Here is a 14,001-nt window from a genome sequence, read left to right as displayed (position 1 = left end):
ATGTCCGATGTCGTCCTGTCCACCGCGCACCTCGCTCCAGAAAATTGGTGCTCGGGAACGAATCATGAGCGACGCCCTTCGGGCAACGGCAATGAGTCCAGCGGAATCACCCATGCGACGATTTGTGGGTAATTGAAAGGGTTTGGAGCACGCTGATTATACGGCTTGCACGGCAGCCGTATAATTCGACGTCCTACAAGCCGCGCTTGCGTTCTATCATTTGCTTCAACTGCCACGAGGACGAAGCAGCAATGGTACTAGCTTGACTAGTGGCGCCATTCGTCGCCAACGTTGAGGCTCTTGGTAAAGGCGGTAGAGCCACTCCATGCCAATCCGTTGAATCCAAACGGGAGCGCGGTCCAGCTTCCCAGAATAAACGTCGAAACTACCGCCCAAGCCTGCGTAAAGCGCTGGGTGGAATGCGAACAACTTTTGCGCCAGCAACTCCTGGCGCGGCTGACCGGTTGCAATAAAGACAAAATCCGGCTTCTCTCTGATAATATCAGAGACGAGATTCGCCTCTTCCTCATCTGATTTCAGAAAGCCGTTTCTAAATCCACAAATGGTCAGTTGGGGAAACTCTGATTCTATTTTAGCAACTGTAGTAGTTATGATCTCGTCCGTACTTCCAATACAATAGATCCGTGCCTGAGGGTTCTGACGTATCAATTCAAGCCACAAATCAGCGCCGGCCACCCGTACACCGACGTTCATGAAATATTTTTTCGCTAATAGCCAGGCGCCTATGCCATCAAGGTAGCCAGTATGTTGGTGAGACAGGGAAGCCAGCTGCGGATCGGTCGAAACAACAGATAACGCATTAATAGATATCAGAATGGTTTTGCGGCTGCTGACGAGTCGCGCCATTTCTTCAACGGAAGTAAATGTCTCAACTGTGTAGCCTTTAACGTTGATTTTCATCAACTTTCCTACTTTTTATCACTCTGGCAGGTACTCCTCCAACGATCATATAAGGCGGAACGTCCTTAACCACAATCGCCCCCGCAGCCACGATTGCGCCCGCGCCGACTCTCAGCCCAGGCATAATCACAGCATTACGTGCAATCCATGCGCCGTCCTCAATAACTGGCGGAGCTGGATCAGTATTACCCTGCATAACAATTGGAAGATCGATCCTGTCATGAATATGCGCAGTCGAAAGAATTGCAACATTTGGAGCTATTAAAACGTCATTCCCAATGTAACCACCTTGAATGAACACATTTTCATTAATCTGGCAGCCGCTTCCAATTTTTACATGCCGGGCATTCCCAATATAAACATTAGGCTCGAACCTAGTCATGTGGGTGGGCCGGTCCATAATTTTCAGAACCTTGCTCACATACCATTGGCGCAGTCGCGATGCTGGTGGAAAAAGCCGACTATGCGGTAGTTTCGCCACGACCAAATAATAAAATGCAACTTTAAATTTGTGCAGAAACATGAGAAATATATGAGCAATATTGTTCATCTATTATAGGCGCACTGTAATGTCCCGCTTTTTCTATAGCGTTTTTCTGCATCAATTTTCTTTCCTCAGTAGTTAAATCGAGAAACTCTTTCATTTTCTGTTGCAGAGAATCGACATCTCCGGGAGTAGCTTTTAATCCATCCACTCCTGTTGTGATAAAATCAGCTGGCGCGCCATGGTTGCTAGCAAGGACCGGTACGCCGCAAGCCATCGCCTCTAGCACGACGTTCCCAAAGCTTTCTTTGAAAAGTGTCGGGAAAACAAGAAGATCAATCTGGTTATAGTAATCGGGGAGTTCTGAATAAGGAACGGGCCCGACTATGTTGCAGCGATCAACTAAGCCTAACTCTCGTATCATTTCTTCTAATTTGGAAAGATAGGGCCCCCCGCCGACAATTATTGCTGAACATGAATGGGGCAGCGTCGCAAGCGCTCTGACGAATAAGTCGACACCTTTACCTTGGTCAATGCGGCCAACATATCCAAAGCATATTTTGCCGTGATCTGCCTCAAGTTGAGGAATAGGTTTAAACACAGTGGTGTCTATGCCGCCACTTGGGATCACGGCAACAGAAACAGCAATCTTCGGCGCGAGCTTTTGCAGTTCACAAAGGAAAAATCGAGAAGGAACGATTATTCCGTCCGCTCTCCGACATGCTTGTAAGCTAATAAACCTAAGCAGCCTGAACAACAATGTCTCTTTGTGAGCTGCAACGAGATCGTGACCATGTAAACGGACAATAAACTTCGCCCCCTTCTTCCGTTTTAAGAAAAAAGGTAGAAAACTGTGAGATGGGTAGCTGATATGCACAACATCGAAACTGCTCAGATCAGTGAAGAGCGATTTTGTATAGAACTTGGCGTACTTGATTATTTTCCCCCAAATGGTTACGCCCCGCCCCCGAATAACATGTAGAACAACATTGAATCCTGCGTTCTTTAACGTTCTTTCAATATTCTTAATAAACACCCCAAAAATGATCTGATCATCAGAAGGGTACATATTCGATACTAGTAATATTTTATGCATGATAAAGATTAGGCTCACTACCCAGTCAATTTAACTACGCCGCTGCAAATTACAACCTAGCCACGCGCCGTTCGGCGTAGGAGCGGCAGAAGCCCGCCCAGCAACGGACAAGTTCGGCGCCCTTCAGTTCGTCCGGACGGGTGCGGATGAGCTTGCGGAATTCATCAGCAATGCGATCTACGTCCCAGCCGCCGCCCAGATCAAGCGCGATCTCGCGCAGCTTCTTCTCGGCCGGGCCGCCAAAGCCGAGGCTGCCTTCGGGGAAGGTCATGTCATCCTCGATGACCTTGGTGCCAGCCGCGCGAGCCTCGACGATACGGGCCGGCGCCTCCTTCGGGGCGGCCAGTGTCGTCAGGTGGCTGCGGCGCGGCAGGAAATCCTTCTCGACCGGCGGAGCGGATTCGCGCAGCACCACCATGTCGGGCCGGCTGAAATCGGCCTTGGCCGCCGGATAGACCGCCTGCACCCGGATCCACGCGTCGCGGATGGCGCGCTGGAAGTCGCGCATGCGCGGGGACTCCAGCCCGAAGTGGGCCTTGCGCACCTTCTCCCACTCGACCGCAATCTCGCCGTCCACATTCGGCAGGCGGAAGGCGAGCCAGGTGTAAAGGTCGATGGCAGTGGCGTTGTCACGCAGTTGCGCCAGCGCGCGCTCATCCAGCGGGACGGAGTGGCGCATCAGATGGTTGAAGAAGGCGTCCGAGAAGCGAATGCGCTTCACGAAGGCATCGCCCTGGAAGATTTCGTAGGCGTTGGCCAGCGCCACGTCCTGCACGGTCTCGCTGTTGTCATCGCCGACGAAGCGGATGGTCCATTCGCAGCGCAGGAGGCGGCGCAGCTGTTCGCGCACGCCGGTAAGCGCGCCGTTCTTGCCTCCGCCATCGCTGGAATAGCCCATGCGGCGCATGAAGTGGGACAGGCTGTTGCCGAGGTAAATCTCGGGGCTGTTGTTCCGCCGCGCCTCGGACATCATGTAGACAAGGATGAGGCGGGCCTTGGGGCCGAACGGCACGCCATAGCACACCGGCTCGCCATCTTCGCCAGGTACGGACTTGGGCGCGATGAGCAGCTGGTAGCGCCCGTCCGTGCGCTGGATCGGCTTGTACGGGTTGGCCGGCTGGCGGGCCGGAAGGCTCATGGTGCAGAAGGCGGAATCGAGGAAGCTGAGCTTGGGATCAGCCTTCTCCATTTCGCAGATGGAGGCGATCAACTTGCGGGCACGCGGGTCTCGCGTCGTCGCCATCATGGGCGCGGCGTCGAACGAGAACAGCTCCAGCTGTTTTCGCAGGCGTGCAACGTCGAACGAATCTTCCATCTTGGCGGTCCCTAGCGACTCTGTGCGTTAAGACTATGGTTCCAGGTTGGCGTTTGTCACGCACAAAAGCCAGAAATTTGCAAAGTGGCCCGCTGAGATTTCGCGTTTGCCAGTTTGCGGCACTAAGGCGGTGCATTGGCGAACCGTGGGCCAAGTGAGCGGGAGTTTGCAAAAAATGCAAATCCAAAATTTGAAAACGATCAAAAACGCGGCTGCGAGCGACGCGGCCCGGCAAGGTCCCGCTGAGTTTTCGTCATCATATCGGATCTGATTCAGGTTCGGTCTATAGGAATCAGAATCTGTGTCTGTGGAAAGTCAGCGGAAGCGGAACGAGTCGTTGCGGAAAGTCAGCGGGAGGTTGGTGGGAAAGGTAGCGGAGCTTGAGCGCGGAAAGTCAGCGGAGGTGCGAAATGTCAGCGGGCGTTATCCACAGGCAGTTTGCAGGTCGTACAACCGGGCTGGGCTCATCATGAAGTTCTGATTCGCACTTGGCCAGATGCGCAAAATCAGCGGGAGGGTTTGCAAATTTTGTGTGTTAGGGGTTTCAATTTGCAAAGCACCCTGTCTATAAGCGAGCGATTGCCAGACCAAGGAGCGAGTTTCCCATGGAACCTGTAGAAACGCTCGAAACCATTCTCGCCTTCCGCAACGATACCGAGCTGTCGTTCCAGGCTTTGGAAGATGTGGTTTCGCAGCGCAACCAGCGTCGGTCTCTGACGCTGCGCTTCCCGATGGGAAAGGCAGCCGAGATGATCGGCCGCTCGTCCGAATCAATTCGGGAAGCGGAAGCCTCTGGTCGCCTGCCGCAGCCCGAGTTATCGGCGACCAACCGGCGCGTGGGCTACACGCTGCCGGAAGTGAACAACATGCGGCGGGTGTTCGGCACCCTGCCCTGGCGATCCGAGACCGACGAGCCTGTCATTCTCTCGGTACAGAACTTCAAGGGTGGCGTCGGCAAGTCGACCATTGCCGTGCACACTGCTCATTATCTGGCGCTCAAGGGTTACCGCGTGCTGCTGGTGGACTGCGATCCGCAAGGGTCCTCGACCAGTCTCATGGGCATCAACCCGGACGTGGACCTGGGCAGCAGCGAGACGCTGTATCCGTACCTGCGCCGTGACTACGAGGATCTGAGCTACGCAATCCGGCCGACGCACTGGGAGGGGCTTGACCTCATTCCGGCGAACCTGGACCTGTTCAGCTCCGAATATGAAATGGCGGTGCTGCTGAAGGACAACCCGATCCACTTCGACTGGCTGCGCGACGGCATCGAGCGGGCGGCACAGAACTATGACGTGGTGATTCTGGATTCGCCCCCGGCACTGGGCTTCATTTCGCTGAGCGTGCTGCGGGCGGCCAATGCGCTGCTGATCCCCACCCTGCCCTCGAACGTCGACCTGTTCTCTACCCGCAAGTTCATCTCCATGATGACGGATGTGCTGGAGCAGCTCTCCAGCCTGCCGCGCGAGCGGACCTACAAGTTCCTGCGCGTGGTGATTTCCCGCGGCTCGGACACCAAGACCAGCCACGGTGAGATGAGCCATTTCATGGAAGAAACCTGGGGCCGGCGCATGATGCGGGCGCAGCTGAAGGATTCGGCCGAGATCGACAATGCCGGCATGCTGCTGAAGAGCGTCTATGAAATCGGCCAGCCGACCGCTTCGCGCCAGACGTGGACGCGCTGCATGTCGTACCTCGACGCTTACGGCAAGGAGCTGGAGTTGCTGATCCGCAAGACCTGGCCGAGCCACTACGAATCCTTGGAGCAGGCTGGCCTGCTCTGACCCCTCTTCATCTGACCACCGCTTGGAAGGAAGGCACGCATGGCGATAAAGGCCCGTTCCATTATTTCGCAGGCGCTGGAAAAGCGGCAGGCCAATACGCCGGAGCCGGGCGCAGCCGAAAACGCCAATCTTTCCAGCCGCATGTCGGCACTGGGCTCGGCGCTGGGCTCTGACACCAAGGTGCAGACCCAGCGTTTGATCGACCCGGCACGCTGCCGTATCTGGCAGGGCAACGCCCGCATCTATGACCAGCTGACGCTGGAGCAATGCCAGGATCTGATCGATAACCTGATCGCCGAGGGCGGCCAGAAGATCCCGGCCATCGTGCGTCCGGTGCGCGGCAACCCCAGCGTGGATTACGAAGTGATCTGCGGGGCGCGACGCCACTGGAGCATCAGCTGGCTGCGGGCACACAACTACCCTGAGATGAAGTTCCTCGTTGCCGTGCAGGACATGGACGACGAGGCGGCGTTCCGCCTGCAGGATCTGGAGAACCGCGAGCGGCAGGACATCTCGGATTACGAGCGCGCACGGTCCTACGCGCTGGCGCTGGCCGACTATTACGACGGCCAGCAGAACGCGATGGCCAAGCGGCTCAATGTTTCGGAAAGCTGGCTCAGCCGTTACCTGACCATGGCCCGTCTGCCGGATGAAATTCTGGCGGCGTTCGGGGATCGGCGAGCGGTCAACATCACGGCCGCTGCCGAAATCGCGCCGTTGCTGAAAACCGAGAAGAGCCGTGCGGCGGTGCTGGCAACGGCGCTGGAGCTGGCCGCCGAGCAGGAGAAGCTGGCCGCAAGCGGCAAGGCTTACCTTCCGGCAGGCACAGTGCGCGCGCGGCTCAAGAAGAGCCTTGCCGCGCCGAAGACTGCCAAGGCCGAGGTGGAAACGGTGACGCTGCCGAACGGCCGCCCGGTGCTGCGCTTCAGCCGCCCGGGCCGGGGTGGCGCCTTTCAGATCCAGGTGCTGCCGGGTCACGGCGCGAGCAAGGACGAAGTGATGGCGCTCATCAACCAGACGGCAGAGCAGATACTTCGGTGAAATTGCAGATCTGCAAGATGACACTAAAGCCCCGAAATATCGGGGCTTTTTTGTTGCGTTAGGGCTGGGCTGAGCGGGCATGACGGAGGGAGGCGTGTCCCGGACAAGGCATGAGGCAAGTGGGTTGAAGAGTGCCCTCCGAGGCACTCTTGCAGATCTGCAACTTGGCCGCAAAGCCGCGGAAATCCGCCATTTTTAGCGAGGATATGCCCTGCAAGAACGGGCTGAACGCCGACAGGACCCGCCACTGGAATTACATGGCCCGACCCGATGCGAAGCGTTGCAGTCGCCCAAGTGCCAGCAAACTGGGAAGCGCCCCTCGCCTGTCTCTGCCGTGCTCCACGCTGACAGAGGGGACTTGGTTCTACGGGCATTCCTTTGAACCAGAGGTGCAGGCCCCTCCGTGTAGCGTGCCTGGGCATGGACCTGAGGAGAACCTGACTGGCTGGACGGCAGGGACATAAGTGAAGCACGCCGTTGTCCTGCCCGGTGGCGCTAAGAGGACTCCAGCCTAGATCCGGGGCTGATTGGAGAGCAATCACGTCAGGATCCTCCGCTACCTTTGCGCGCCGGATGCGTCAGGCGCCGACTTGATCTGGCAGAGATAGGGGGAGGCAGCTGCGATAATAGCGAGCGGAAAGCTCACCTGGCAGGTCTTGCCCGCTCAGAGCAAGCGGCCACGAGGTTGCTCGAAGCGCGACAGCCGAACCGCTCCAGCCTTTTGAGGTCAGGCGTCTTCATCCATCACGGGCGTGCCGAACCGCTCGAGCATGCGGTCAACTGCGGCCAGTGCATCGCTGAAGGCGTCCTCATCAAAGAGGGCATCAAGCGTGGCGGGATGGGGGGCAAGCACCGGGCGGCCACGCGGAGTCGACTCCAGCCCGGCCATCTGGACGAGGAGGCTGCCGGCGTAGCGCTGATAGATCGGCCGCTTCATCGCGGAGCGGTCAACGATCGGCTGGACGATGCCGATTTCCTCGCCGGCTTTCAGGAGGCGGGACGTGGTTGAAACCTGCTGCTTCCACCGCTTGGCAAGGCCCGCAGGCGAGAGGGGGCGGGGCCAGAGCGCTTCCCACGCCAGACGGCGCAGCGCATCTTTCCGCTGAGTTTTCGCGCCCTCGACTTTCCGCTGACTTTCCGCCACTGCGCGGCTGATCTCTTCAAGAAGGCGCAGACCCTGCTCTGCCTGACCGGCGAGGCGCTGGCAGAACCGCTCGATCATGGCGGCGGAGGAATACTCCCGTGAGGCGAGAGCGCGAACGGAGCCGACCAGACCGGGCAGAACCGTCTGTGTCAGCTTCTGTCGCCTCAGGGCATAGGGCACGGCCATGATCAGATCGCAGCGATCCTGCCGCTGCCGCTCCATCTGGTGCAGGCGGGCAATGAGCAGGAGCAGGGCCGGCCCCTTGTGCGGATTGCCTGTGCAGACGGCTTCCACGGTTTCCTTCAGCGCGTCATGCCCCTTGCGCCATTCCATGGCACGCCAGCGGTTCCGGGCCGCCAGCGTCAGACGGCCGATCGCAGGTTCCAGGATGCTGTTCTCGGCCCCGATCATCGCAGAAAAAATACGTTTCGCGTCCGAGGGCTCATCGACCTGCTGGCCAAGGTCGGCCAGCGCCTGCACTTCGCTGTAAGCACGCCAGAGCGGGGCGTAGGGATGGCCGGAGACGGCCTGATCCAGCCGGGACACGGCCGCAATCGCTTGCTCATGGGCCATCATGACCGCGAGCCGGAGCTGGGCGGTCTCGGTTTCATATCCGGTTAGTGCTGTCAGTAAAGTTTGCACCAGTTTCCCTTTCGCGCAAACTTAAGCATAGCGGCCGGGAAACTGAAACTCCAAGAGTTTATTTAAGGGGAGGAACGGGCTGGTCGGCGGTCGCGAAAGGGCGTGCATTCGCCGGGCGGCAGGCTGCCATTATACGGAAACGGCGCTGCTGGGCCAGTCGGGAATTCGATGCAGAAAGGCCCGGCAGAGGAATCCGGCCGGGCCTTTGCAAGAACACTGAAGCCAAAGGCTTAATCAGACACGACTGACGGCGTACTTCACCGAGCCCATGATCCCGGCGGACAGGTCACGGCCCTCATGCCAGGCGCGCAGGGTGATCTCGGCGCAGGCGCGGGCATCCGACATAGCATCGTGGTGACGCAGCGGAATGTCGAAGTGCTCACATACGTTCGGCAGCTTGGTCGGGAAAATGTTCCACGCGGCGCGAGCGAGTTTCACGGTGCAGAGCCACGGCTTGTTCGGCGCAAAAATGCCATAGGCCGCGCAGCTGCCGTAAAGAATGCTGCGGTCGAACCGCGCGCTGTGCGCCGCGAAGAAATCCGCCTGCTTGAAGGTGGGCTCAAGCTCGGGCCAGAGTTCACCGAAGGATGGCTGATCGGCGACGTCTTCCCAGAAGATGCCGTGGATATCCGAATACAGGATTTTCTGGCGCGGGGGGCGGATCAGGTAGTGAGACTGCTCGGTAATCTTGCCGTTCTGAATGAGTGCAAGGCCGACAGCGCAGGCGCTATCCGTCCCATTGTCGGCAGTTTCAAAATCAATAGCGAGGATACGAACAGACATGTATGGCTTTCTACGCCTGATGCAGGCGGTGCGGTCTGGCGAATTGCGCACATTGTCAGATGCGCCCAAGGGCGCCTGCGCAGCAGTCAGACTCAAGAGTGGTTGACCCGGCCGCGTATGGCGCGGGCTCGCAACTGTCCGTAAACCATTTGGCCCTGCCTTATCAAGGCCGTGTCCGGGTTATTCGCCGGAACCGGACATCGGCTTGCCGATTAAGGGCCGTTTTCGCCATGAATCCGGGTGGTTCGTCGTGCGGCCTCCTTGGATTCCGGCAGCACCGACCAGGCGAAGCCGGACCAGGCAGATGGACCCGATGCCACACGGAGCGTATATCCGGCGGCCAGGCATCGTGCTGAAGCATCTGTTCGCTCTTTTCCTGCGTTCTAAGCAGGGCACGGATCCCATGGCTGTGCGCCGTGTCGCGGTGGAGGTCCGCGGCGGGATATCCCGGAGCCGCTCCGCCTCCAGGATCAGGTGAATTGGAGCCAGGAGTCATGCCGCTCTCTCAAGTTCGCGTTGCAGGGTCCATGTTTTTGGACGGCGAGGGCCGCCAGGTCATGCTGCGCGGCGTCAATCTGGGCGGCGACAGCAAGTTGCCCTACCCCAACGGGGGTACGCACATTCCAACCGACTTTTCCGATCATCGCTCGGTTTCGTTCATCGGCCGGCCGTTCCCGCTGGCGGAGGCCGACGAGCATCTGGGCCGGCTGCGCCACTGGGGCTTCAATTGCCTGCGGTTGCTGACGACATGGGAGGCGATCGAGCACGCGGGGCCGGGCCAGTACGACGAGGAATATCTGGATTATTTCGCACAGGTTTGCGAACGCGCCGGCGACTACGGATTTTATATCATCATTGATCTGCATCAGGATGTGTGGTCGCGCATGTCCGGCGGGGATGGCGCGCCCGGCTGGGTATTCGATGCGCTGGGGATGGATTTTACCAAGTTCCACGATGCGGGCGCGGCGCTGGTGATGCAGCACGCCTTCGACTTCTCAAATCCCAATCCGCGCCAGCCAGCGTACCCGCAGATGGCGTGGACGAGCAATTACTGGCTGCCTGCCAATGCGATTGTGTGGACTCTTTTCTGGCTGGGCCAGCTGGCGACGCCAGAGTGGAAAATCAGCGGCACCAATGTGCAGCGTTTCCTGCAGGGGCACTATACCGCGGCGATGGCGGAGGTGGCGCGGCGGGTGGCGCATCTGCCCAATATTCTGGGCTTCGACACGATGAACGAGCCGGGCATCGGCTGGGTTGGCACGCGCCTGACCTACCGCCACTTGACGCCGTCCTTTGAAAAACTGGCGCCGCCGATGCCGGGCCTTGCACCGTCTCCGCTGGACAGTCTGGTGGCGGCGCGGGGAATTCCCGTGCGCGTGCCGCGGCTGGCGCATCATGCAGGTCTTGGCCGAGCCGTGCCGGTGGACGATCAGGTCCTCAACCCCAACGGCGTTTCCATCTGGAAGCCGGGCGCATGCTGCCCGTTCGAAAAGGCGGGTGTTTATGAAATGCGCGGAGATCAGCCGGTTGCGCTGCGGGAGAATGCGTTCCGCACGATCGACGGCCAGATGGTGAATATAGCAGATGACTGTTTCGGGCCCTTTTTCCGGCAGGTGGCAGGTGCGGTGCGTGCCTGGAACAAGGACTGGGCGATTTTTGCGGAAATCGACCCCCGCGGCTTTCATGACGGCCGGAGTTACCCGAACCAGCTGCCCGAGGCGACAGTCGTGGCGGGGCACTGGTATGACATCACATCGTTGGCGACCGCCTCGTTCGAACCGAGCGATCATGTTGACCTGCTGACAGGAGAGAGGGCCCGCAACCGGTGGGAGCTGGGGCGGATCTACGTGCGCCAGCTGCGCCTGCTGAATGCAGCGGCCGCCGCCTTGCAGCAGGGTGCACCGGTTCTGGTGGGCGAATTCGGCCTTCCCTTCAACCTCGACGATGGCGCTTCCTATGCCGCATGGGCGCGGGGGGAGCGGGGGCCGGAGGTCTGGCGCAAGCAGAACGATGCGCTCGACCTGATGTACGATGCGCTGGACGAGTTGCTGCTGTGCGGCACGCAATGGAATTATACCGCCAGCAACAGCAACGATCCGCGCATTGGGGACGGCTGGAACCAGGAGGATCTCTCCATCTTCTCGCGCGACCAGATGGACGGCCTGAACGATCCCAATGCGGGCGGCCGGGCGGTTGAGGGATTTTGCAGACCCTATGTGCGCAAGACGCAAGGGCGGCTGATGATGATGCGGTTCAGCCGCAGCACCCGGATATTCCGGTGCGTGCTGATGGGAGACCCGAGCGTGCCTGCGCCAACGGAGATCTATGTACCGCAGGTGCAGTATCCAAACGGCTTCATCATCGAGAACATGGGCGCGCCATGCGCGGTGCGGGTCAACGTGGCGGACCAGCGGATCGACGTGCGCTCGATGGCTCATGGCATGGCGCAGCTGGTGATCCGCCCACTGGTTTGAGGAGGAGGACAGCCGCCGGGACGGGAAACCGTTTGCGCGCATCTGGTGGCCGGGCTACCAGACATCAGCTTCGGTTGCCTGTCCTTGTTCTATGACGCTCTCCCGCCTTCGGCATTTGATCCGCCAGCACCGGCCGGGCCCGGACCGGGCATGGATTCTGGGCGGCGTCATCCTGCTGCATCTTGCCGTGCTGGGGCCGCTGCTGACCTACCGCATCATACTGCCGGAAGCGCCGGACGGACCGGTGCTGCGACTGGAGACGGCGGTGTTCGTGCCTGCCCCGCCGCCGACGCAGGCAGTGCCGCGCTCAATGTTGATGCCGGTGCCACTGCCGGACATTGCGCCGGATCTGCCGCCCGCGGAAAGTCAGCGGAGAATGGATCGCCCGCCGGTACGCCGACCGGTCGAGGCCGTGATTGCGGAGGAGGTGCTCACACCGTCCGTGACCGCCAACACTCTTGGAGCGCGCGGTTTCGATCTGATGGCACCGCCCATTTATGACGCACCTTACTTGCAGAACCGGATGCCGGATTACCCGAGAGCTTCCCGCAGCGCGCGGGAAGCGGGCACGGTGGTGCTGCGCGTGCTGGTGACGCCGCAGGGCAGGGGGCATTCGGCGGACATCCACCAGAGCAGCGGCCATGCACGCCTTGATGAAGCCGCGCGGCAGGCGGCCTTGCAATGGCGCTATGTGCCGGCCGAGCGCGGCCGCCGCCCGGTTCTGTCCTGGACGCTTATTTCAATTCGCTTTCAGGCGGATGGAACGGTCAGGCTGGACGAAGGCGCGCTGTTTGCAAGGGATTGAAGCGCCCGCAGACGGCAGTCAGCGCCCGTATGTTCCTGTCTCCAGCGTCACGAGCGGCGCGGCGCGCTTGTTCAAGTACTGCTGAAGCCAGCGCTCATGGGCGGTGATGGCCGGGTCGGTATGGTACGGCAGGACAGCGCGCCGCAGGGCATCCCGGTCCGGCTTTCGGGACAGGCCGCTCAGCATGGCGTCGGCCAGCGCTGGAACGTCATCGGTCGGCACAAGGCCTGCGATGCCGCCGTCCTCGATCACTTCCGCAACACCGCCGGGGCAATTGGCCGCCACCACCGGGCAGCCGACGGCCAGCGCTTCGATGAGAACGGCAGGCATGCCCTCCCAGCGAGAGGGGAGCACGAAAAGATCCGCCCGGCTGAGGACCGCATAGGGCTCGGACGTGACGCCCGGCAGAGCTGCCAGATCACCGAGGCCGAGTTGCCGGATACGGTTCTCCAGTGCCTCGCGCTGAGGACCATCGCCGAACAGCAAGAGGCGGCAGGGGCGCTGACGGCAAACCCGATCAAAGGCCTCAACGAGCAGGTCGAAACCTTTCTGGTGCACGAAGCGGCCGAGGCCGACGATGATCGGCGGACCCGTATCGGCGTCATCAAGCCACGGGTGGCCGGGGCCGGCCTTGGCACGCTCGGGCAGGTCAACCGGCAGGATGGGGCTGGGCAGCACGGTGATCCGTTCGGGCGCGATGCCAAGGCCGCTGGTCAGGCCCTGCGCGACCGAGCGGGAAACGGCGATGATCTGGTCCGCCTGCCGCCAGAACGGCTGAAGGTGAAGCCGGCGCAGGTACTGGCCCTGTGCGGAGGGCGAATGGGCGATGTGGTTGCTGGCCCGCAGGACAAGGGCGGTGGAGCGCGGCTTGCGCATCAACGAATGGGCAAGCACGGCAATGGGGACGGCGTGGTTCGCCATGCCGATGAGCACATCGGGTACTTCCGCATTCAGGTAGCGCACCAGTGCCGGAATGGCGGACATGAGATCGGTAACCCGGCGCAGCCCGGTGCCGATGGCTTCGGACGCGCGCGAGCCGAGCGGAACGAACCGGATGCGCTTGTCGAGCTGGCTTTCGTTCGGCGCGCCCTGCGCGGCGACGAGAAGGTCAACCCGGTGCCCCTTATCCGCAAGGCCGTTGGCAATTGAAAGCGTTCGGTTCTGCGCGCCGCCAACGGTCAGGGCATGGATAAACAGGGCAATATGCATGAGGACTTCGCAACTCTGTTACCGACACCCGAAGATGTTGGCGGGTCAAGGGACGGTCCAAATGAAAAGCCAACGCGCATGGACGCGCGCGGTTCTCCATACGTCTGTAATATGGGGGTAGAGAAGCGCACAGCCAAGCAGTAAGAGTAAAAATATCGCTGATTAATGAAGGACTTGTGACGAAAAAAACCTGTCAGGCGCTTGCTGGAAGCAGGCAGTAGGCTACATGATAGGTGCTCTGCCCGCCCAGCTTCTCGAACCGGCGCATGACGCGGGCCAGCGAACCGGCGGTGAGCGGCTGGC

General features: G+C 60.1%; 11 protein-coding genes. 4 read left to right on the top strand and 7 right to left on the bottom strand.

The genetic code is table 11. The features are described from left to right. Positions 1 to 225 precede the first annotated feature (225 nt). From VIG90_RS14625 to VIG90_RS14610, 4 genes are all read right to left on the bottom strand, one after another. Positions 226 to 921 carry a WecB/TagA/CpsF family glycosyltransferase gene (locus tag VIG90_RS14625; RefSeq protein WP_349257233.1) on the bottom strand — a complete coding sequence of 232 codons (696 nt, stop codon included), beginning with the start codon at positions 919 to 921 and terminating at the stop codon, positions 226 to 228. Further along, positions 905 to 1,471, bottom strand: a complete 567-nt coding sequence (locus VIG90_RS19825) for an acyltransferase (RefSeq protein WP_349257232.1) — start codon at positions 1,469 to 1,471, stop codon at positions 905 to 907. Before VIG90_RS19825 ends, VIG90_RS14625 begins: the two co-directional genes overlap by 17 nt. Continuing rightward, positions 1,425 to 2,474: a glycosyltransferase family 4 protein gene (locus VIG90_RS14615; protein WP_331594258.1), complete on the bottom strand. Its 1,050-nt coding sequence runs from the start codon at positions 2,472 to 2,474 to the stop codon at positions 1,425 to 1,427. The genes VIG90_RS19825 and VIG90_RS14615 overlap by 47 nt, the downstream gene beginning before the upstream one ends. A 76-nt stretch (positions 2,475 to 2,550) precedes the next feature. Beyond that, complete coding sequence (locus VIG90_RS14610; RefSeq protein WP_331594257.1) at positions 2,551 to 3,816, bottom strand: replication protein RepA; 1,266 nt, start codon at positions 3,814 to 3,816, stop codon at positions 2,551 to 2,553. A gap of 605 nt (positions 3,817 to 4,421) precedes the next feature. On the opposite strand from VIG90_RS14610, the gene VIG90_RS14605 reads away from it, so the two are divergent. Together VIG90_RS14605 and VIG90_RS14600 are read left to right on the top strand one after the other, a co-directional pair. Further along, on the top strand, positions 4,422 to 5,600 hold the full coding sequence (locus tag VIG90_RS14605) for an AAA family ATPase (RefSeq protein WP_331594256.1): 1,179 nt from the start codon (positions 4,422 to 4,424) through the stop codon (positions 5,598 to 5,600). Between the two features lie 39 nt (positions 5,601 to 5,639). Beyond that, the gene (locus VIG90_RS14600; RefSeq protein ID WP_331594255.1) at positions 5,640 to 6,641 is read left to right on the top strand and encodes a ParB/RepB/Spo0J family partition protein; all 1,002 of its coding nucleotides are present in this window, start codon (positions 5,640 to 5,642) and stop codon (positions 6,639 to 6,641) included. 727 nt (positions 6,642 to 7,368) lie between these two features. Here the strand turns inward: VIG90_RS14600 and VIG90_RS14595 are convergent. Further along, positions 7,369 to 8,427: a hypothetical protein gene (locus VIG90_RS14595; RefSeq protein WP_331594254.1), complete on the bottom strand. Its 1,059-nt coding sequence runs from the start codon at positions 8,425 to 8,427 to the stop codon at positions 7,369 to 7,371. Positions 8,428 to 8,661: 234 nt separating this feature from the next. Beyond that, positions 8,662 to 9,210 (bottom strand): 3'-5' exonuclease, encoded by a 549-nt coding sequence (locus VIG90_RS14590; RefSeq protein WP_331594253.1) that lies wholly within the window; start codon positions 9,208 to 9,210, stop codon positions 8,662 to 8,664. Between the two features lie 494 nt (positions 9,211 to 9,704). Here VIG90_RS14590 and VIG90_RS14585 point away from each other — a divergent pair, with 494 nt between their 5' ends. Continuing rightward, positions 9,705 to 11,684 carry a glycoside hydrolase family 5 protein gene (locus tag VIG90_RS14585; protein ID WP_331594252.1) on the top strand — a complete coding sequence of 660 codons (1,980 nt, stop codon included), beginning with the start codon at positions 9,705 to 9,707 and terminating at the stop codon, positions 11,682 to 11,684. 91 nt (positions 11,685 to 11,775) lie between these two features. Continuing rightward, positions 11,776 to 12,489, top strand: coding sequence for a TonB family protein (locus VIG90_RS14580; RefSeq protein ID WP_331594251.1), 714 nt, complete (start codon positions 11,776 to 11,778; stop codon positions 12,487 to 12,489). An 18-nt stretch (positions 12,490 to 12,507) separates the two neighbouring features. Here the strand turns inward: VIG90_RS14580 and VIG90_RS14575 are convergent, their stop codons facing one another. Beyond that, positions 12,508 to 13,698 (bottom strand): glycosyltransferase, encoded by a 1,191-nt coding sequence (locus VIG90_RS14575; RefSeq protein ID WP_331594250.1) that lies wholly within the window; start codon positions 13,696 to 13,698, stop codon positions 12,508 to 12,510. Positions 13,699 to 14,001: the final 303 nt, after the last annotated feature.

Origin of the sequence: Pedomonas sp., from assembly GCF_036515995.1 — a bacterium.
Lineage (GTDB): Bacteria > Pseudomonadota > Alphaproteobacteria > Sphingomonadales > Sphingomonadaceae > Pedomonas.
This window is presented reverse-complemented; position numbering and strand designations above follow the sequence as displayed.